The 21,423-nt window shown below is 46.6% G+C and carries 17 protein-coding genes; 6 read left to right on the forward strand and 11 right to left on the reverse strand.

Annotation, left to right across the window (positions count from 1 at the left end; all coding sequences use genetic code 11):
• Window positions 1-84: 84 nt before the first annotated feature.
• Window positions 85-660: an LPS assembly lipoprotein LptE gene (lptE, locus tag H3S83_RS00645; RefSeq protein WP_077973119.1), complete on the reverse strand. Its 576-nt coding sequence runs from the start codon at window positions 658-660 to the stop codon at window positions 85-87.
• Window positions 647-3,259, reverse strand: coding sequence for a leucine--tRNA ligase (leuS, locus tag H3S83_RS00650; RefSeq protein WP_198238622.1), 2,613 nt, complete (start codon window positions 3,257-3,259; stop codon window positions 647-649). The genes lptE and leuS overlap by 14 nt, the downstream gene beginning before the upstream one ends.
• A 125-nt stretch (window positions 3,260-3,384) precedes the next feature.
• On the opposite strand from leuS, the gene H3S83_RS00655 reads away from it, so the two are divergent.
• Complete coding sequence (locus tag H3S83_RS00655; RefSeq protein WP_198239620.1) at window positions 3,385-4,065, forward strand: YggS family pyridoxal phosphate-dependent enzyme; 681 nt, start codon at window positions 3,385-3,387, stop codon at window positions 4,063-4,065.
• Here the strand turns inward: H3S83_RS00655 and H3S83_RS00660 are convergent, their stop codons facing one another.
• Window positions 4,066-4,965 (reverse strand): SDR family oxidoreductase, encoded by a 900-nt coding sequence (locus H3S83_RS00660; protein WP_198239621.1) that lies wholly within the window; start codon window positions 4,963-4,965, stop codon window positions 4,066-4,068.
• A 395-nt stretch (window positions 4,966-5,360) separates the two neighbouring features.
• Between H3S83_RS00660 and acs the strand changes: the two genes are divergently transcribed.
• Window positions 5,361-7,310 (forward strand): acetate--CoA ligase, encoded by a 1,950-nt coding sequence (acs, locus tag H3S83_RS00665; protein ID WP_078040180.1) that lies wholly within the window; start codon window positions 5,361-5,363, stop codon window positions 7,308-7,310.
• Between the two features lie 652 nt (window positions 7,311-7,962).
• Here the strand turns inward: acs and H3S83_RS00670 are convergent.
• Genes H3S83_RS00670 through H3S83_RS00680 form a run of 3 tightly spaced genes read right to left on the reverse strand, consistent with a single transcriptional unit; the run spans window position 7,963 to window position 10,940 of the window.
• Window positions 7,963-9,153 carry an acetate/propionate family kinase gene (locus H3S83_RS00670; RefSeq protein WP_077973127.1) on the reverse strand — a complete coding sequence of 397 codons (1,191 nt, stop codon included), beginning with the start codon at window positions 9,151-9,153 and terminating at the stop codon, window positions 7,963-7,965.
• Complete coding sequence (locus H3S83_RS00675; RefSeq protein ID WP_246741696.1) at window positions 9,146-10,090, reverse strand: bifunctional enoyl-CoA hydratase/phosphate acetyltransferase; 945 nt, start codon at window positions 10,088-10,090, stop codon at window positions 9,146-9,148. The genes H3S83_RS00670 and H3S83_RS00675 overlap by 8 nt, the downstream gene beginning before the upstream one ends.
• Before the next feature lie 28 nt (window positions 10,091-10,118).
• Window positions 10,119-10,940: a hypothetical protein gene (locus tag H3S83_RS00680; RefSeq protein WP_077973130.1), complete on the reverse strand. Its 822-nt coding sequence runs from the start codon at window positions 10,938-10,940 to the stop codon at window positions 10,119-10,121.
• Window positions 10,941-11,138: 198 nt separating this feature from the next.
• On the opposite strand from H3S83_RS00680, the gene H3S83_RS00685 reads away from it, so the two are divergent.
• The gene (locus H3S83_RS00685) at window positions 11,139-12,509 is read left to right on the forward strand and encodes a sensor histidine kinase (protein WP_198238624.1); all 1,371 of its coding nucleotides are present in this window, start codon (window positions 11,139-11,141) and stop codon (window positions 12,507-12,509) included.
• 406 nt (window positions 12,510-12,915) lie between these two features.
• Here H3S83_RS00685 and hpt read toward each other — a convergent pair whose 3' ends face one another.
• Window positions 12,916-13,452 carry a hypoxanthine phosphoribosyltransferase gene (gene hpt / locus H3S83_RS00690; RefSeq protein ID WP_198238625.1) on the reverse strand — a complete coding sequence of 179 codons (537 nt, stop codon included), beginning with the start codon at window positions 13,450-13,452 and terminating at the stop codon, window positions 12,916-12,918.
• 236 nt (window positions 13,453-13,688) lie between these two features.
• Here hpt and ftsE point away from each other — a divergent pair, with 236 nt between their 5' ends.
• The 3 genes from ftsE to H3S83_RS00705 are packed head-to-tail and all read left to right on the forward strand — an operon-like array spanning window position 13,689 to window position 15,989.
• Window positions 13,689-14,348, forward strand: a complete 660-nt coding sequence (ftsE, locus tag H3S83_RS00695; RefSeq protein WP_077973134.1) for a cell division ATP-binding protein FtsE — start codon at window positions 13,689-13,691, stop codon at window positions 14,346-14,348.
• Window positions 14,341-15,315: an ABC transporter permease gene (locus tag H3S83_RS00700; protein ID WP_210327903.1), complete on the forward strand. Its 975-nt coding sequence runs from the start codon at window positions 14,341-14,343 to the stop codon at window positions 15,313-15,315. Before ftsE ends, H3S83_RS00700 begins: the two co-directional genes overlap by 8 nt.
• Window positions 15,316-15,317: 2 nt before the next feature.
• Window positions 15,318-15,989, forward strand: a complete 672-nt coding sequence (locus tag H3S83_RS00705) for a YdcF family protein (RefSeq protein WP_077973136.1) — start codon at window positions 15,318-15,320, stop codon at window positions 15,987-15,989.
• 90 nt (window positions 15,990-16,079) lie between these two features.
• On the opposite strand, the gene ybaK is transcribed toward H3S83_RS00705, so the two are convergent.
• From ybaK to H3S83_RS00725, 4 genes are read right to left on the reverse strand one after another with little or no spacing between them, the layout of a single operon-like run.
• Entirely contained in the window at window positions 16,080-16,553 is a 474-nt protein-coding gene (ybaK, locus tag H3S83_RS00710) for a Cys-tRNA(Pro) deacylase (RefSeq protein WP_198238626.1), read from the reverse strand.
• Between the two features lie 55 nt (window positions 16,554-16,608).
• Window positions 16,609-18,588 carry a MacB family efflux pump subunit gene (locus H3S83_RS00715; RefSeq protein WP_198238627.1) on the reverse strand — a complete coding sequence of 660 codons (1,980 nt, stop codon included), beginning with the start codon at window positions 18,586-18,588 and terminating at the stop codon, window positions 16,609-16,611.
• Between the two features lie 3 nt (window positions 18,589-18,591).
• Window positions 18,592-19,791: an efflux RND transporter periplasmic adaptor subunit gene (locus H3S83_RS00720; protein ID WP_198238628.1), complete on the reverse strand. Its 1,200-nt coding sequence runs from the start codon at window positions 19,789-19,791 to the stop codon at window positions 18,592-18,594.
• Entirely contained in the window at window positions 19,788-21,278 is a 1,491-nt protein-coding gene (locus H3S83_RS00725; RefSeq protein WP_198238629.1) for an efflux transporter outer membrane subunit, read from the reverse strand. Before H3S83_RS00725 ends, H3S83_RS00720 begins: the two co-directional genes overlap by 4 nt.
• Window positions 21,279-21,423: the final 145 nt, after the last annotated feature.

Here is a 21,423-nt window from a genome sequence, read left to right on the forward strand (position 1 = left end):
ACGACGGGATTTGAATAAATAATTGGCAGAACCGTCATAAAATTAAACGTCGGTCAGGCGGTCAAATCGCCTGACCAAAACGAATCATTTCAATTTCGACATATCCTGAGCCAAAGACAGGAAGATCTGCTCGGCCAATTCTTCTGCGGCACGTTTCTTGGCATCCTCTTCAGCTTGCAAGTTTGCATATTCCTGACGAGGACGGTCAAACGAAGCGCTGACAGTCCGTGTGCGTTTGGCAACCGGTTTATTTTTCATATCTTTCAAAACATAAGCCGAACGACCATCAACAGCACCGGCAGATGCACGGCCCGTACGATCGGTCGAATCGCCTATATCCATCTGGACTGCAGTCCGGATACTATAGCTTGTGCCAAGCGATAGTTGATAGGTTGGATCAGAAGGCTCTCCTGCACCACCATTCAACAAGAAAATCAATCGGTTACGAACTAACTGGTTAAACCGGTCGGTTGGCTCGTCAATAATAACGCCAGACAATTTCGAACGGATGGACGGTGAAACATTCAGTTGCGCCGTCCCGTTCGAGTCTCCATGATAGAGAGGTTGAACGGTGCAGGCCGATATGGCGAGCGTTGTCCCCAATAGTACAGCAGTTGTTATGGGTCTGATGCTATTCAGAATATGGTCAGGCAACAACATTGACGATCCTCTGTGGAACTACGATAATTTTCTTCGGCTTCTTGCCTGCCAGATTTGATTGCACAAAATCGAGGGCAAGAACAGCCTTTTCGATAGTAGATTGATCCGCATTGCGTGCAATTGTCAAATCACCACGCTTTTTCCCGTTAATCTGGATAGGGATAGTAATCTCGTTATCCACAATTAAAGCAGGATCATAATGTGGCCAAGACATTTGGGCAACCAGATTTGTCTCTCCCAAAGCTGCATGACATTCTTCCGCCAGATGTGGAGTCATTGGCGATATCATGACGATAAAGAAATCCAGTGCCTGTCTCAAAGCGGCCTTCATTTCGTCGTCGGCTTGTTCCAGATTTTGCAATTCCGGAGCGAGCTTGTTAACAAGTTCATAAAGGCGTGCCACAGCGCGGTTGAAAGCAAGCTTTTCAATATCATCTGCCACTTTCGCAAGTGTGCGGTGAGCCGCTTTGGAAATATCGAGCGCTGCACCCTTTGTTCCGGCTTGCGGTTTGACATGTGCCAATATTTCGGCACTTGACGAAATCAACCGCCAGACGCGTTGCACAAAACGGTGGGCACCTTCCGCACCCGCTTCGGTCCAGATAACATCACGTTCGGGCGGTGAATCGGAAAGCATGAAAAGCCGTGCGGTATCAGCGCCATAGGAAGAAATAATATCATCAGGGTCGACGACATTTTTCTTCGACTTCGACATTTTTTCGATCGAACCGATTTCTACCGGACTGCCATCGGAAAGGAGGGTCGCACGACGCACACCATCCTTTTCTTCTATCCGGATATCGGCTGGTGCCACCCAACCTTCCTTGTTATGATAGGTTTCGTGAACCACCATACCTTGAGTGAAAAGCCCCTTGAACGGTTCGTCGACATTGACGTGGCCGGTCAATTTCATTGCCCGCATGAAAAAGCGCGAATACAACAAATGCAGAATCGCGTGTTCGATGCCACCAATATATTGGTCGACCGGCAACCATTTCCGGATTGCATCCTTGTTGGTCGGCTCATTTTCCCAAGGGGCAGTAAAGCGGGCATAATACCACGAGGAATCGACAAAGGTATCCATCGTATCGGTTTCCCGCCGTGCGGGTTTGCCACAACGCGGACATTTAACGAATTTCCATGTCGGGTGGCGGTCAAGCGGATTGCCGGGTTTGTCGAATGTAACATCATCAGGTAATTTTACCGGCAAATCGGCACGTGGAACCGGTACATCCCCGCAATCATCACAATGGATAATCGGAATCGGGCAGCCCCAATAGCGTTGCCGCGAAATACCCCAGTCACGCAGGCGAAATTGAACTTTGCGCTCGGCTTGCGGGCGACCGTTCAACATCTGGCCGGACAAGTGTTTGAGAACTTCTTCAAATGCGGCTTTCGGCGTCAAGCCGTCAAGAAAGCCGGAATTGATCATAATACCGTCTTCGGTGTGGGCTTCTTCGGTCACAACAAAACTGTCGCGATCCGCACCTTCGGGCAAAACAACCGGACGCACCGGCAATTCATATTTATTGGCAAAATCAAGATCGCGTTGATCGTGAGCAGGACAGCCGAAAACTGCACCCGTTCCATATTCCATCAAAACGAAATTGGCGACATAAACAGGTATTTCCCATTTATCATCGAATGGATGGACGACTTTCAAGCCGGTGTCGAAACCTTTTTTCTCGGCTGTTTCAATCTCGGCTGTCGACGTTCCCTTGCGGTGACATTCGTCGATAAAATCTTTCAGTTTTGCATTCTTTTCGGCAAGTTTGCGGGCAACCGGATGATCGGCAGCAATAGCGATAAAGGAAGCACCGAATATTGTATCGGGGCGGGTTGAAAAACACTCGATTTCACTGAAACCGTCTATCGGCGTTTCCTTGGCAATTTCCCAGCGCAAAAGCGCACCTTCGGATTTGCCAATCCAGTTGCGTTGCATAACGCGCACTTTTTCCGGCCATTCATCAAGGCCGTTCAAACCATCCAGAAGTTCCTGACTGAATTTGGTGATTTTGAAAAACCATTGCGTAAGCTCCCGCTGTTCAACGAGCGCACCCGAACGCCAGCCGCGCCCGTCAATGACCTGCTCGTTTGCAAGCACTGTATGATCGACCGGATCCCAGTTGACCTTGGAGGTTTTACGATCAACAAGCCCTTTTTCATACATATCAAGAAAAAGCATCTGCTGGCGATGATAATATTCAACATCGCAGGTTGCAAATTCGCGCGACCAATCAAGAGAAAGCCCCATGGACTTCAGCTGCTTTTTCATGGAAGCGATATTCTGGTAAGTCCAGTCTTTCGGGTGAACTTTGTGTTGCATAGCGGCATTTTCTGCCGGCATGCCGAAAGCATCCCACCCCATCGGGTGCAAAACATTGAATCCGCGGGCGCGTTTATAACGGGCAACCACATCCCCCATCGCATAATTGCGCACATGCCCCATGTGAATGCGTCCCGAAGGATAGGGAAACATTTCCAACACATAATATTTCTCGCGCGGGTCATTATTATCGGTTTTGAAAACTTCTTTTTCACCCCAGATTGACTGCCATTTCTGTTCAGTCGCGCGTGGATTGTAGCGTTCGGTTGCCATTACAATTATACTCTTGCAAAATGTGGTCAAAAAACTCAATACGTGCTTCACCACGGATTAAGGAAAGCGTCAACCATTTCTATGCGCTTTTATTCATTAAAATTGATGAAGAAGGGAAAATGACTATGGATGCGGTTATTGCACAATGGCAAAAAGTCAAAGAGAATATCGTCAAAGCGTGCAATGATGCAAAACGTAGAGCTGATGACGTTCAGCTCATCGCTGTGTCGAAAACTTTCGGAGTTGAAGATATTCACCCGCTTCTTGAAGCAGGACAACGAGTTTTCGGTGAAAACCGTGTTCAGGAAGCTGAAAGCAAATGGCCGCAATTGCGCGAAGAATTTCCTGATCTCAAGCTCCATCTCATCGGGCCATTGCAATCAAATAAAACAAAAGAAGCAGTCCAGCTTTTTGACGTGATCGAAACGGTTGACAGAGAAAAAATTGCAAAATTTCTTGAAGAAGAAATGTTAAAACAAAATCGCAAGCTCCCTTGCTATGTGCAAGTCAATATCGGAGAAGAGCCACAAAAAGCCGGCATAGCGCCAAATGAGGCAGTCGAGTTTGTCAAACACTGCCAAAACGACCATCATCTCGATATTATCGGCTTGATGTGTATTCCGCCGGTTGGTGAAAATCCCGGCCCCTATTTTGCTCTTCTTGCAAAATTGGCTAAAGAGGCGGAAGTGAAAAAACTGTCAATGGGAATGTCGGCGGACTATGAAACAGCCATTGCCTTCGGTGCCACGAGTGTGCGCGTCGGTTCGGCAATATTCGGTCATCGTCCGCCGGTTACTCACCAATAATCAGCTATCCATGCCAATTCCGCCGGCCGCACCAAAGACCTGGCCTGAACAATAGCTTGCTTCTTCTGATGCCAGCAAAACATAAAGGGGGGCAATTTCAACCGGCTGGCCTGCACGCTTCAAAGGTGTTTCGGAACCGAATTGCGGCATGGCTTTCATGAGCTGGCCACCGGCGGGTTGCAATGGTGTCCAGAAGGGGCCTGGAGCAACCGCATTAACACGAATGCCTTTCGGAGCGAGTTGCTTTGCCAGCGATTTGGCAAAAGCAACATTGGCAGCTTTGGTTTGTGAATAGTCGAACAAGGTTGCAGACGGGTCAAATGCCTGTACCGAAGACGTGATAATGATGGAACCACCCGCAGGAATGTGTGGCAATGCAGCTTTTGTTACACGGAACGGTGCATAAATGTTGGTTTTCATCGTCTGGTCAAAAGATTCGTCTGTGAGATCGGCAAGAGCTTCCACCGCCTGTTGACGGCCGGCATTATTCACCAGAATATCAAGTCCGCCCAGTTTTTTGACTGCTTCCCCGACCAATTTTTCGCAAAAATGCCGATCGGTCAAATCACCGGGAATAGCAAATCCTTTGCGCCCTGCCTGTTCGATGAGCTTGATAACCTCTTGCGCGTCGGACTCTTCTTCCTTCAGATAGTTGATTGCAACATCGGCACCTTCACGTGCAAATGCTATCGCGACGGCTCGCCCGATGCCGCTGTCACCACCGGTAATCAGCGCTTTTCTGCCTAAAAGTTTACCGGAGCCTTTGTAACTTTTTTCTCCGTGATCGGCCTTTGGCGTCAACTTTGATGCAAGTCCCGGAGCTTGTTGTTTTTCTGTCGAATAGGGAGGCTTCGGATAAGCATCCACCGGATTTTTCAACGAAGCTGTTTGCGCCGCCATCCGGTGACCTGACTTCTTTGACGTCACATCAGCTCCATTTTTCAACGCTTCTTCACGCGAGACTATCAGCTTTCCGTCCAACATAGCATTTTCCTTTCAAATACCGGACACAACACGAAGTGGTATCACTTCGCTATTTTAACTACTGCTCGCTGTTTTAAAATCGATGCCTCGCTGGCCTTTTTCAGTAAAAAAGAAACAAAAATTGACAATTTATAATTATTTTACTTCGGTTTTTTCTAGTCATTCACGATAAGTTTTTTAAAAAAATTATTTTAAGACTTCCAAGAAACCGATGATACCATTTAATGTAAATATCAAATATCCATCACAAATGGATATTTTATAAAGAACGTGTTGCGTGAGGAGAATAGCAACACAAAAAGGAGGAGAAGATGACGGATAAAGTCTATCCTGTATCTAATAATATCAAGAAAAATGCCTTGATTGATCGTGAAACATATCTTCAATGGTATGATGAAAGTATCAAGGATCCGGATGCATTCTGGTCGAAACATGGCCGGCGCATTGACTGGTTCAAACCGTTTACAAAAGTTAAAAATACCAGTTTTCGAGGCCGTGTATCCATAAAATGGTATGAAGACGGCATCACAAATGTAACCTATAATTGCATCGACAGACATTTGAAAAGTCGCGGTGACCAGGTTGCGATGATCTGGGAAGGTGACAACCCCTATATTGATAAAAAAGTCACCTATAAGGAACTTTACGAAAACGTCTGCCGGTTTGCCAATATCCTAAAAAAACGGGGCGTCAAAAAAGGCGATCGGGTTACCATTTATCTTCCCATGATTCTGGAAGCCGCTTATGCAATGCTTGCCTGTGCACGTATCGGCGCAGTCCATTCAGTCGTATTTGCAGGCTTTTCACCGGAAGCCCTTGCAGGGCGTATTGTCGACTGCGAATCGACCTTTATCATTACAGCCGACCAAGGTGTACGTGGCGGCAAGCCCATCCCTTTGAAAGAAAATGTCGATCATGCAATTGACATTGCCGCACGCCAATATGTTCTGGTCAATCAGGTGATGGTTGTGCGTAGAACCGGCGGCAAAATCGGCTGGGCCCCCGGTCGTGACTTCTGGTATCATGAAGAAATGGCCAATGCGAAAACCGAATGCCCGCCAGCGCGCATGAAAGCCGAAGACCCGCTTTTTATTCTTTATACGTCAGGTTCTACGGGTAAACCGAAAGGCGTTCTTCATACAACCGGCGGCTATCTTGTTTATGCTTCCATGACGCATGAATATGTATTCGATTATCATGTAGGCGACGTTTATTGGTGTACCGCCGATGTCGGCTGGGTGACCGGACATTCCTACCTGGTTTACGGGCCATTATGTAATGGCGCGACAACGCTTATGTTTGAAGGTGTCCCGAACTTCCCCGATCAGGCGCGCTTTTGGGAAGTTGTCGACAAGCATAAGGTCAATATTCTTTATACCGCACCAACAGCTATTCGTGCATTAATGGGAGCCGGTGACGAATATGTCGAACGCTCGAAACGGACATCATTACGTATTCTTGGTTCGGTTGGCGAGCCGATCAATCCGGAAGCATGGAACTGGTTTTATCATAAAGTCGGTGATGATCGCTGCCCGATTGTCGACACATGGTGGCAGACCGAAACCGGTGGCCATATGATCACCCCGCTACCCGGTGCAACCGATCTGAAACCCGGTTCGGCAACACTTCCTTTCTTCGGCATCAAGCCCGAGCTTGTCGACACTGAAGGAGAAGTCCTCGAAGGTGAAAATGATGGAAACTTATGCATTACCGACTCATGGCCGGGGCAAATGCGCACAATTTATGGCGATCATAACCGTTTTGTAGAAACCTATTTTTCGACCTATAAGGGCAAATATTTTACCGGTGATGGCTGTCGTCGTGATCATGACGGATATTACTGGATTACCGGCCGCGTCGATGACGTCTTGAATGTTTCAGGCCATCGTCTTGGCACGGCAGAAGTTGAATCGGCGCTCGTCTCCGATCACAATGTTTCCGAAGCAGCGGTTGTAGGTTACCCGCATCCGATCAAGGGACAGGGTATCTATTGTTATGTGACATTGATGGAAGGTATCGAACCGACAGAAGAATTGCGTCAACACCTTATCAAACATGTCAGAAACGAGATTGGACCGATTGCCACACCCGACAAGATCCAGTTTGCTCCGAGTCTGCCAAAAACACGTTCGGGCAAAATCATGCGGCGAATTTTGCGTAAAATTGCCGAAGACGAATTTGAAAATCTGGGCGATATATCAACACTTGCAGAACCGCAGGTTGTTGAAGACCTGATTGCTAACCGTTTGAACAAACGTTAAGCACCAAAATAATATCGGCGGAATATTCCGCCGATATTGCTGCGACCTATTGTCGAATTCCTGTTAGCCTGAATTTTTTAGTAATTCGAATGTCTTCGTTATAGGTGCATCTGCCAATATTTACGGGTATCCGCCAATATTTGGCGCAAACTTTACGCCCTGTCTTGGAAACACATAATCTTGCCAGCACATACTTCACCAAGAAGAAGCGACGAGTGAAAACAACTTGACCATTCACTTCGTCAGTCGAAACATACAATCGGACAGGCTTCACTTGGGTAAATATGTAAAACGGCAGACATACTTCATTGATTTAAAAATTGTGCTTACAAAGCTTATGAAAAATCCCTTAAAGAGCTATAAAAATCTCTAATAAAGAATGGATTTAAAGAACGGATTCGAGCGTTAGATTTTTAGTTTCAATGTTCTGTCGACTAAAGGCAAGATGAAAGCATTATAGTCTAGACCTGTTGGCGCTGCGCCGATGCTGCCTCCGTTTTCTTCGGGGCCTCATGGCGATATAACAAGCGCAATTGCATATTCCTGTTTATCTTTTCAGCTATTTCAACTATGTTAGCTATAATTGAACAATAAGCTTTTCCCCGCGATACAATTAAGCAATTTATGCCCCGCAACCTGTTATTTTAAAAATTCAATGAGCTGTTTTTTCATTTTCGGTCAAAAGAAGGGCAGCGTCATCAGCAATACGTTGTTCTTCGTCCGTCGGAATAATAAATGCGGCAATAGGACTATTAAGCGTTGTCAGCCGTGATTGATTGGCATTATTGGCTTCATAGTCAATCTCGATCCCCATCCAACGCAATTGTTCCAATACAGCCTCGCGAATCTCCGGTTGGTGTTCACCGATACCGGCAGTGAAAATAATGGTATCAAGCCCTTCCAGAGTGACTGCCAAACGCGCGATTTCCTGCGCAATACGAAGAGTAAAAACATCAAGAGCCTGTTTTGCCTGTTCCAATTTGGATGCCACCAGATCACGACAATCGGCGCTGATGCCAGACATACCAAGGAGGCCGCTCGAATGATAAAGCATATATTCCATGTCACTGACACTATGGCGCTTGTTTCGCAACAGATGGATGAGAACTCCCGCATCAAGTGACCCGCAACGCGTTGCCATAGGCACACCGTCAAGTGTGGTAAAGCTCATGGTTGTTTCAGCACTTTGCTGATCTTTCAATGCGCAGAGACTGGCGCCACTGCCAAGGTGGGCAACAACGACATTCTTTATACGGACATCTTTCGGCAATTTGGGTAATTGTTCCGAAATATAGTGATAGGAAAGCCCATGGAAACCGTATTTTTTGATACCGCGGTTGTGCAGAATTCGGGGAATGGCGAAACGTCTCACTCTATCGCTCTGGCCCTGATGAAAAGCTGTGTCAAAAGAGGCTGTTTGCATGAGCGACGGATAAAGTTTTTTGACCAGATAAATCAATCGGAGATTGGCCGGTTGATGGAGTGGTGCAAGCGGTATAAGCGATTCCATATAATCCAATGTTTTATCATTGACGATACACGCATTTCTGAAGATATCTGCGCCGTGTACTATTCTATGACCAACCGCTTTGATTTCTCCGATATCCATTCGCTCAACAAGCCAGCCAAACACTTGCTTGAGCATTTCTTTATCATCGGCTTTTTCTGGGAGCGGTGCAGCCGCTATCTGCTCGCCGGTTTGTTCAATCCGGAAAGAAAAACAATTACGCCTGAGATCAATCGAACCTTTTCCAAGACGCTCTGCGCGGGAGCCCTTTATTTCATAAAGTCCGACCTTTAATGATGAAGAGCCGGAATTGAACGTTACAATCCGGTTATGCATGATGCGCCTTCTCCAGTTTGAACCGCCGCTCGACCATGATTTTTGCGAGTGCTGCGGAGGCAAGACGCACTGACACTTTATCCGATCGGCTGGTGAGAATAATCGGCACACGCGCACCGAGAACCAGTCCGGCAGCACCGGCATCGGCAAAATACATCAATTGCTTGGCAAGCATATTGCCTGCTTCAAGATCCGGCACCAGAAGAATATCGGCTTTTCCTGCGACCGGTGAAACAATACCCTTTATTTCGGCCGCCTTCAAATTGATCGCATTATCAAAAGCCAACGGTCCATCCACAACAGCACCGGTAATTTGCCCGCGCATCGACATGACAGTCAAAGCTGCTGCATCAAGGGTGGCCGGCATTTTCGAATTAACGGTTTCTACCGCCGCAAGCACCGCTACAAGCGGTTTTTCACGCCCCAGAATGCGCATAAGATCAACCGCGTTTTGAACAATATCGCGCTTGTCATCAAGATCCGGACGGATATTGATTGCCGCATCGGTAATGAAAAGCGGCTTTGAATAGGCCGGAATATCCATTGCATAAACGTGGCTGATGCGTCGTTCTGTTCGCAACCCCGATTGTGCGTTGACCACGGCGCTTAAAAGCTCGTCGGTATGGAGCGACCCTTTCATTAACGCCTGAACTTTTCCACTTGCTGCCATTTCGACCGCTGTCCGGGCAGCCGCATGGCTATGTTCTGTCGGTATGATTTCGAGATCATCTATTTTGACGCCTGCTTCTTTTGCAGCTTTCCTGATTTTTAATTCCGGCCCGACCAGAACCGGTTGCAAAAATTTTTCTTGCCAGGCTTCAATAGCCGCCACCATGGCTTCTTTTGAACAGGGGTGGACAATTGCCGTTTTGATGGGAGGAAGATCGCGTGCTTGTTCGAGATAAGCATCATAACGTCCGTGTTTTTTTGCTGCCATCGTCATTTCCTTCCAACAACAATTTTAACTAGAACATTGGCCGCATTATTTTTTCGCCTGATTCTGCGAGACGGGCGATTGTACCCATCAATTCTTTCTTTTCGGCCTCGGTTAAATCAACATGATCGAGTTTTTGATCAAATACAATAGCGAAATTGCATCCTTCAGGTATAGCGCCAAGAACATATCCCCTTGACTGATCGACAAAGACCAACGGATCTTTGCGTTTTACTTTGAGCAAACGTTTTTGAATTTTGCCATCAGGCAAATGAATTCGGTAAAAACAATAACCGAAAAATAATTTTGTCAAAGCAACAATTGTCGGCATCATCTTACGTTGGCTTCCGACAACTCTCCATTGCCTATATTGCTGTATAAAATCGGCAAAACTTTTTATCGCAATTAGAAATGCAATTATCAAAACAATAAAAAACACAAACAACCGTTGCCATATGTGCTCTATTTCAAGGTTAAGCACCATTTTTTCCGGATTGTCGCGCTGATAAACAATATATACCGGATAAGAATTCCTTGTTAAACCTAAAAAGCGCACTGAAAAATGTTTTATAAAACTCTGATTTCCGAGCGTTATTTTCGCGTCTGTCCGGCATTCTCGAAAAACCAGTAGTGTTGCACGGCAAAGATTATTTTCCAAAGTAAAATTCTGGACATATTCCGGCTTATCCATAATTTTGAAATCTTCAATAAAATGTGGCTTCCAGAAAAAACAGAACCCTAAAAAAATAACATTGAACAATAAAAAATAGATTAGTCCGCGCTTAAGATAGGAGTAATCACAGCGTTTTATTTTGAGCGGTCTTGTCGGGAAAGATTGACTGAGATTTTTCATAACTCATCCGGTAAAATCCTCGATAAGTTAAATAATATAATTTTATGCGTTAATTTTACAATAAACCGATATGATAAACAGTTAACAAGGTGGTTATTAAATGATATAAGTTTCCGTGGGAAATGCGGGATGACGCTAAAAGCCTGTTTGTACATGAAAGTATTTATGGGTTATTGAAACGGAGTCTGTATAACCACGATGAAACGTGTTGAAAAACAGGAGTGGCGTAACCAGCTTATTCTCGATAATGCCCTGGATTATGCAATATTAACGGCTGACATGAACGGGCTTATTGTCAGCTGGAGTCCGGGCGCCGAAAAATTGTTCGGCTGGAAACCGGAAGAAATAATCGGTCAACCGCTTGATGTTCTTTTCACAGAAGAAGACAGGATGAACAGGCTTCCCGAAACGCGCCAACAAATGGCAAGTTTGCACCGGATAGACGTTGTCGAGCGGTTTCACCAAAGAAAAGATGGTACCACATTCTGGGCATCGGGAGATCTTCAAGCCCTCTATAGCGATGATGGGAAGCAGCAGGGATTCTTAAAAATTGTCCGCGATCGTACAGACGAACAACGTCATTCCGAAACATTAAGGTTGAGTGAAGAACGGTTGCGGCTCGCCCAGCAGGCTGCCGGCATCGGTGCTTTCGAAATTGACCGTGATCGCAAAATAATTGAAGCGACACCGCAATTTTTAAAACTTCTGGGATTCGAGGAAAGCGAGGAACTTCCCTTGAATGACTTTTATTCCGTCATCGTCGATAATCCGGAACAGATTGCAAAACAAATGTTGCAAACGAGACAAGATGAAAGTCTGATTACACATTTGGAATTCCAGATCAAAAGGGCTGATACCAAACAATTACGCTGGATCGGTTATTGGGCGGAAGCTGCTCCAAAAGACGTTGGCAAGTTGATGAAACATCGAATCCTGGGTGTTTTACAGGATGTGACCGAGCGGCGCGACGCACAAGAAAAACAGGCACTGCTTTCAGGTGAACTTGCCCATCGTGTCAAAAATATTTTGGCAATTGTTCAGAGCATTGCCAATCAAACTCTCACCGAATCGACATCGGTGACAAAAGCATTACAGGATTTTTCGGTACGGCTGAATGCACTTGCCCATGCACAGGATATTTTGACACAAGGTGCAACCAACAGTGCCAACCTCAAACAAATTGTCGAAAGCAGTCTTGATATCCATGACAAAACCAAAAAAAGGTTCATCATATCGGGTCCGCCCGTATCACTCTCGCCACAAACAGCGTTGTCCATGGCTTTAGCACTTCATGAATTGAGCACCAATGCTGTCAAATATGGTGCTTTGTCCTCAAAAAGCGGAATCGTTGAAATTAACTGGACTCTCGATAAGGATGAATTCCATTTTTCGTGGTGTGAAAAAGGTGGCCCGACAGTTAGTCAGCCAACAAAGCTCAGTTTCGGCAGCAAACTGATAAAGCGTCTTTTGCCAGCCCGTTTCAACGGACATGCCGAATTGAAATATGCGCCGGAAGGTTTCTCCTTTGAACTAAAAGCGCCTCGAACAGCAGAGAATTTTCCTGGTTGATAAATCAACGTGACCTTTGGAAAAAATGCAACAGATTCATTTCGGAGTAGCGATTTTGAACAATATTTGCTGGCACAAATTATTTTGTTGAATGGACGGGAAACGCAAATCGGCCAACATTCCCTATTTCCGGAGCTTGGCACATAGGACAGCCGACTTTGGCAGTGCACCTCAAAAAAATCCGGACAAGCATTTTATCATTGCTGACAAACTGACCGGTTATCAGATATTCCTGCCTATCCGGTGATTTCAATGATCAGATAAACACAAAAAAACAAAATGGGATTTGGCAGCAATGTCGGTCTCGCGCCAGTGTTTTATCAGAAAAATTTGTGAGACGCGCTATCGGACATTTCATTATGATGGTTACCGGAAAGATTATCCGGTGTTATGAAATTTTATGCATTTATTTATGAATGACACCGACGAAAGGAAGCTGGCGGAATGCGTGGCCCGCATCCATTCCGTAGCCCACAACAAATTGATCAGGACAGGGAAAACCGACGAAATCCGCTTCAATGTCGGCCTGACGGCGCATCGCCTTATCAAGGAGGGCCGCGATAAAAATGCGTCCGGCTCCACGCGTTTTCAAAAGATCGCGAACAAATTTCAGTGTCTTTCCCGATTCCAGAATATCGTCGATTAAAAGAATGTCGCGTCCTGTAATATCGCTGTCAAAATCATGAAGAAGTCTGATCTCTCCGCTTTCTTGGCCCGCGCCATAGCTTGAAATTGTTATGAACTCGACAGTCGAGGTGACACCAGCGCGATGGAGCTCTCTGATAAGATCGGCAGCAAAGATAAATGACCCTTTCAAAATCGGTAAAACCAGCAAGTTTTGGGGTTTTTTAGCTGCAATTTCAGTTGCTATTATACGATTGCGTTTGGCAATGTCTTGTTCCGAAAACAGAACATCAATCGACTTTCCATCTATCAAGGGCATATTATTATCCATATAAATTTTTAAGGCCGTGGCCTAACACAGACAATCGCGTTAAGAAAGCAATTGTCACCGCCAAATTTTAACCGCGACTTAACCATATTCATCAAGGATAGGAAAAATTGGGTCCTCCGGTCAAGGACCTTTCAAGAGTTGGCAATGAATGCCTCTGAAGGACAATAGCGGCTCACAGGGCAAAACCGAATAAAATTTCTGCGGTTAGAATAGGTAAATTAACAGTGATTCGTTTTGAAAATGTAGGCTTGCGTTATGGCATGGGGCCGGAAGTCCTCCGTGATATAAGCTTTTATATTCCGCACGGATCATTCCAGTTTTTGACTGGTCCTTCGGGTGCCGGCAAAACAACATTGTTGCGGTTGATGTTTCTGGCATTAAAACCGACGCGCGGCCTTATCAATATATTCGGCCATGATACTGCCCTTTTGAAACGGCAGGATATGCCGAAATTGCGCCAGAGAATTGGTATTGTTTTTCAGGATTTCCGCCTGCTTGATCACATGACAACATATGAAAATGTTTCGCTTCCCTTACGTGTGAGGGGGCGTGAAGAAGCAACCTATCGGGCCGAGGTAGAAGAGCTTCTGCAATGGGTAGGACTTGGTGAACGCATGGACGTATTGCCTCCTGTTCTATCCGGCGGAGAAAAACAACGCGCCGCGATTGCCCGTGCTTTGATTGACCAGCCCGAAATTTTATTGGCAGATGAACCGACCGGTAATGTCGACCCTGTCCTTGCCCGCAGACTATTGCGGCTTTTTATCGAGCTTAACCGTTCGGGAACTGCTGTGATTATTGCAACCCACGATGTCAATCTGATGGAGCAGGTCGATGCGCGTCGCATGATTCTTAACGATGGAAGGCTGGAACTTTATGACTAAGCTTTCCTCAACTGAACCGCTCAAAAAATTCTGGTTCCGGAAAAGCCCAACCGCTCAAACATCGATTGTTCCGGCGGGTGATGTTTCGGGACAAGCCTTGGTCGTTGTGATTGCTATCATGACGTTTCTCGCATCTCTGGCTATTGGCGGCGTGGATCTTATCGGTCATTCGGCGCATAATTGGGAAAATCAGGTTTCAAGAGAAGCCACTATTCAAATCCGTCCGACTGATGGCCTTGATATAGAAAAAACTTTAAAATATGCTGTAGAACTCGCCAAAAGCTTTCGGGGTGTAAAATCTGCCGAAATCGTCGACCGCACCCAAACAGAACGTCTTCTCGAACCGTGGCTTGGAACCGGACTGGAATTGAACGAGCTTCCTATTCCGCGTCTTATTGTCGTGACGCTTGATGATTCTGTGCCGGTCGATTTCGGTATGATAAGCGATGCCATTGCAACACAAATACCCGGTGGAAGTTTTGACGATCATCGCAACGCAATCAGCCGGCTCGTCACAATGGCACATGCAACCATTATTATCGGACTGGTCATATTGGCGCTCGTCATTTCGGCATTGACCCTTACGATTATATTTGCAACGCGCAGCGCCCTTTCAGCCAATCAGCACATTGTCGAAGTGCTGCATTTCATCGGTGCGGAATCAAGCTTTATCGCCCGTCAGTTCGACTTGCATTTTTTCAAGACCGGTTTCAAAGGAGCTTGTTACGGCGGCCTCTCCGCCATTATCGTCTTTATTGCTTTTTCGTTCTGGTCAGGCTTTGTTTCCGGTACACCTGGCGGCGACCAGACATCGGCCTTGTTCGGCCATTTCAGTCTTGGCCTGTCGAGTTATATCAAGATATTTATTCTTGTGAGCTTCGTCTCTTTACTGACGATGATGACGAGCCGCCTCACCATTTTAAGCCAGTTAAAATCTATTGACCGTAGCGAAAGCGAGTTATTTTAACGATGAGCGAATACACCTTATATGCGCAATTGGCAGATCCAGTGCAGAAGCGGAAAAAGCTTCGCCAGATCAGATTATTGCGTTGGAAAAGGCGTTTTTTCAAACATTTGCCACCGGTCAGTATTTTTATTCTCGTCTGCATTATTCTGTTCGGCAGCGGTTTTTTCTATTTCAGTGAAAAAATATCCCGTCTCGCTCCACCGGATCCGCTTCCGGTTGCTGACGCAATTATTGTGCTGACTGGCGGTGAAAGCCGGATGGAAGCCGGTCTTGATCTGCTCGGCAAAGGACTTGGCAAAAGACTGTTGATCAGCGGTGTCAATCCATCCACCAATAGTCAGGCCTTAATACGTGTGACCCATAGTGACCCGCAATTATTCGAGTGTTGTGTGGATCTCGGGCACGAAGCTGTCAATACAATCGGAAACGCCGAAGAGGCGACCGACTGGATAAGAAAAAATCACTATCAAAAGGTCTATATCGTCACCAACGATTATCATATGCCGCGTTCGTTACGCGAATTGAACCGCTTGATGCCTGAGATAGACTTCATCGCCTATCCGATTAGCGACGGAACAGGAGAACAAAGCCTGCTCCGTCAATTAGGCGAATTGAGATTGCTTGCAAGCGAATATATCAAATTCATCGGTGCGGAGCTTAGAGCCTATTTCTGATAAAGACGCAATTTTTTAAACCGGTTCTTTCAAAGCCACATGTTCGACAATTGGCAAAATGATAACGGAATGACAATCAGTTTTGAGTGTTCAGCGCTTGAAATCGGCAACTTTGGCCGAAAGAACAGCAATGGCATCTTTCGAATGCATCTTGACCTGAAAACCGCGTCCACCGCCATTGATATAGATTTTATCGAACAATTCAGCTGTTTTTTCGAAAATTGTTGGTAAATGCCGTCTTTGTCCGAAAGGCGAGATACCACCCACCTTGTAGCCGGTAAGTTTTTCGGCTTCTTCGACGCTTAACATTTCGGCATGTTTTCCACCAAAAGCGGCGGCGAGTTTTTTCATATTGGCTTCCTGATCGGATGGCAAAACCGCAACATGGGGTTTACCGTCAACGCTGACCATCAATGTTTTGAAAACGGTTTCCGGATCAGCCCCAACAGCTTCTGCTGCCTGCAGGCCGACACGATCAGCATGCTGGTCATAGTGATAGGTGATAAACTCGTATTCGATATGGTTATGATCAAGAAAGGCGGTTGCCGGAGTGGTTTTTGACACTTTAGACTTCCTTCAAATTCAATATTTATCAACGCGTCAATTCAAATCGATGCGGCTAGTCGCGCGATAAAGCGGCAACAGGGTCAAGTTTAGAGGCATTGCGTGCAGGCAGAAAACCGAAGCCGATGCCGATAAGCGTGGAAAAAACAAAAGCTATAATAATTGAACCCATCGAGTAAACAAGTTTAAACGGTGCGCCGCTCACGGCAAAAATCCACCCGACAGAAAGACCGAGCAAAATACCCAAGGCACCGCCGATCAAACAAACAAGGACAGATTCTATCAGAAATTGCTGGAGAATGTCACTCTGACGTGCGCCCACAGCCATCCGCACACCAATTTCATTGATTCGCTCGGATACGGTAACTAACATGATATTCATCACACCTATGCCCCCCACCAGAAGCGAAATCAACGCAATGGAGGCAACCAGCAAAGTCAGAACTTGCGTGCTTGCAATGACCTGTTCACGAAATTCTTCGGAATTGCGAATGAAAAAGTCTTCTGTGCCATGCCGCATAATGAGAAAACGTTTAACCGCAGCCTCGGCCAACCGGGAATCGACATTGTCGGCAACTTTCAATGTAATGGAGCGTACGGTCTTGTTGCCGAGAAAGCGTGTCTGCACAGTTGTATATGGCAAATAAAGTTGCAAAGTATCGGAAGGCGGTCCCATTTGTTGCAACTCTATGACACCAACAATACGGGTGGGAACTTTTCCAACCAGAACCACCTGTCCGATCGGACTTTCGTGACTATCGGGAAAAAGCGTTGGCACAGCCTGTTTTTCAACCACGAGATCGGTTGCACGTGAAAGCACACTTTCGGAATCGAATAATCGTCCCTCAACCAGTTTTGCGCCTTGTGCTTTGAAATATTGGTCGCTTACACCATAAACCGTCACATTCGATTCGATCGACCCGTAGCGGACAGTAGACGATGTCGTGACAGTCGGTGTTACAGCATCGGCATAAGGTTGTTCGGAAAGTGCTATTGCATCGGAATCGACCAATGTCGTAACCTTGCCCGATCGCATATCGGCAAAGCTCTTTCCGGCAAAGATATTCAAGGTATTGCTTCCCAGACTATTGATGTTTTCAAGAATCTGTTTTTGCGTACCATTTCCCAAAGCAACCATGGAAACCACGGCAGCAATACCGATAATCACCCCCAGCATGGTCAAAAATGTGCGCATACGATGCGCATTCATTGACAACAAAGCCATGCGGAAAGCTTCATGGAAGCGGTCAAGAAATGATCTCAACATTCCGATTTTTTTGTTGCTCACGACTTCTGTTGCAACTTCGTCGGCATGGCCAGTGGCTACTTCTGTCGGGCGGTTGGGTTTATCCGACAAAATCTCCCCGTCGCTGATTTCGATAATCCGTTCGGCTTTTTTTGCGACCGACATATCGTGCGTTACGATAATGATTGTGCGCCCTTCTGCGTGGATTTCCTCCAGAATGCGCAAGACTTCTTCACCGCTATGACTATCAAGTGCTCCCGTCGGCTCGTCGGCAAGGATAACCTCGCCATTATTCATCAATGCACGCGCAATCGAAACACGTTGCTGTTGACCACCGGAAAGTTGTCCCGGACGATGGGTGATGCGCTCGCCCATACCGAGACGTTGTAAAAGCGCTGTTGCACGCCTTTCTCTTTCGTGTGGAGAACGCCCCGCATAAATTGCCGGAATTTCAACATTATCAAGTGCTGTCAACTCGCCAAGCAAGTGATAGCGCTGGAAAATGAAACCGAAATGATCGCGACGAAGAGACGAAAGTTCATCAGCGGAAAGTTGCGAGGTTTCTTTACCGGAAACTTTGTAACTTCCCGAACTCGGCCGATCGAGACAGCCGAGAATATTCATCAATGTCGATTTTCCCGACCCCGATGCGCCGACAATGGCCACCATTTCTCCGCGTCGGATAGTCAGATTGATACCTTTCAAGACCCGTACTTTGCTTTCACCTGCCGGAAATTCACGTACGACATCTTCAAGAACAATGACCGCGTCTTTGTGAGTGTTTTCCATCAATCAGAACGGCCCCACGCGATGATGGCTTCCGGAAGTCGAAGGCATGGTGCCGTTGCTGACACCGGTTACAACGGTTTCACCTTCTTTAAGTCCGGAAACAACTTCGACCATAACTTTATTATTCAATCCGGTTTCAATATCGCGGGCTTCAAGCCTGCCGTTTTGATCAAGAACATTGACCACCGCTTGTTTACCCGAAACATCGTTCAATGCATCACTCGGTATAAGCAGCACCTTTTCAGCGCGTCCCAGAATTATATGAACTTCGGCAGTCATATAAGTGCGCAAAACGCCATCATCATTCGGCACATTGAATGTGCCATTATAATAAATGGCCTGTGAAGTCGACGAGCTCGAAGAAGCCGTCGAGGATGAATTGAAACTGATATCATTGCGGATGGATTCAGGTGCCGGTTCGATTTTTTCCAAGCGGCTTTCATAGCGCCGCGTACGATTGCCTAAAACATTGAAATAAAGATCCTGACCGGGTTTGACATTGATGACATCGGCTTCGGATATTTCGGCACGAACAGTCATGACCGACAAATCGCCGAGAATAACAATCGTCGGTGCCGACTGAACGGCGTTAACGTTCTGACCTTCCTGAACAACCGTGGCAAGAACTGTACCATCGGACGGCGCCGTTACACGCGTATAACCGAGATTGACTTTGGCGGTCTCGACATCAACTTCCGCCTGCACAATCTGGGCTTTCAACTGGTCGATCTGTGCGGCACGGATTTTGACTTGCGCATCGGCATCATCGAAATCGGCTTTGGAAACCGCATGCGAAGAGATCATCGTTTGCTGGCGGGTCATATTCTGTTTGGCAAGAACAAGTTGTGCTTCCTGCTCGGCAAGTTTTCCACGGTAATTGGCAAGAGCTGCTTCCTTGCTTTTCAAATCATTTGTCTGGGTTGTCGGATCGATTTCGGCAAGTAAATCACCTTGCTTGACAATGCTTCCGGGCTTTACTTTCATCGAAACGATACGACCCGTTGCGCGCGCACCAACAGCCACCAGCCGGTGCGGCTTGATTGTACCATTGGCAAGAACGCTGACTTCAATATCTCCCCTTTTGACCTTCGACGTCATATAGGTTGGCGCAGTCGTCGAAAAAAACGCCGAGTGGACAAATATCAAAAGCACGATCAGTGCAATCACAGCAATGATAATGGTGACTGTTTTTTTTGCTTTCATCGCGTTTTGCTCTCTGTTTCAACTTTTCTGATGTGAGGCCCTGTATAGCCGTCGACAATTTCCGGCTTTGTGTCGTCTACCGCACCATTCCAACCGCCACCTAAAGCTTTCATGAGCAAGATATAGTCTTTGGTAATCGAAACCCGACTTTCAATCAGTGATTGTTCGGATGAATAATGGGAACGTTCTGCATTCAACAGTTCAAGAAAACTGGTATTACCGCTTTGATAAAGCGAACGCGACAGGCTCAGTGCTTTGGCATAAGAATTGGCAGCAATGGCAAGTTTTGCCGAACGCTGTCTTTCTTTGCTCATCGACACAATTGCATTTTCGACATCTTCCAATGCGGTCAATACGCTGCTTCGATAATTGACAAAAGATTGGTCACGCTGGGCACGGGCTACCTCGACAGCAGCCATTCTCTGGCCACCTTCAAAAATCGGTATACTTAAACCCGGACCGGCCGACCAACTTATTGAAGAACTTTTTCCAAGTTCACCCGGCTGGGTAGCAGCGGTAGAAATATTGCCGGTTAACGTCAAAGACGGATAACGGTCTGCTTCCTTCTGGCCGATGCGGGCGGTGGCTTGCGCATATTGGCGTTCTGCCAGACGAACATCCGGACGTGTCAGCAGAATATCGGCAGGAACGCCCGCCGGTATCGGCCATTTCGGTTCAGGAATTTTACCTGTTTTTGCCATGATATCATTAAGAGCGGTCGGGCTTTGGCCGGTTAAAACAGACAAACGGTGGATTGTTGTTGCGAGATTGGCCTGCATTTGTGGAATGCCGGCTTCCGTGGTGGCAGCTTGACCTTCGGCATTGGATACATCAAGCTGGGAAACTGCGCCGGCGGCAAATTTATCTTTGGTCAATTGTGCGGTGCGCCGTTGCGCAATTGCGGTGCGTTGAGCCAGTGCTATCTGCTGTTGTAGCCCGCGTATTTCCGCGTAATTGGTTGCAACATCTCCAATCAGGGTCAGCATTGTTGCGCGCATATCTTCTTTGGCACCATCAAGACCGTATTTTGCCGCTTCAACAGCGCGCCGGTTGGCACCGAAAAGATCAATCTCCCAACTTGAATCAAGCCCACCACGATACTGGCTGCGCTCGGGCCCCCCTGCCGATTTATTCCGGTTGGCCGAAGCAGAACCATCAATGCTTGGCAATAATGTTCCGGTTGTTTGCCACAAAGTCGCTCTTGCTTCACGCACCCTTGCTTTTGCCGACTGGACATCATTGTTACCGGCAATCGCGTCAGACACCAGTTTATCAAGCATGGGATCATTCAGTCTTTGCCACCAGTTTGCAAGTTCCGGCGGTGTTGACGGTGTTTCATGTGAAGAGCCGCTCCATTTGGAATCGAGCTTGAAAATCGGCTTTTGATAATCGGGGCCGACAAGGCAGCCCGAAAGCATCAAAACTGAAGTCAGTGCAATCAAGGAAAAAGTTGATCGGCCGACAGTTTTGAAACAGCCTTTCTGCATTATTTTCCTGCTCCGATCACAAATTATAAAACGGCAAAGGTTTTAATTTTGCTTCTTATTTCATAAACAGAAGCGAAAATCTCGTGAAATTTTGTTCATGTTTTGTCAAAAGCAATAGATCAATACCAACGAATTTCACTTTTTG

This window comes from Bartonella sp. W8122, assembly GCF_016102485.1.
Lineage (GTDB): Bacteria > Pseudomonadota > Alphaproteobacteria > Rhizobiales > Rhizobiaceae > Bartonella > Bartonella apihabitans.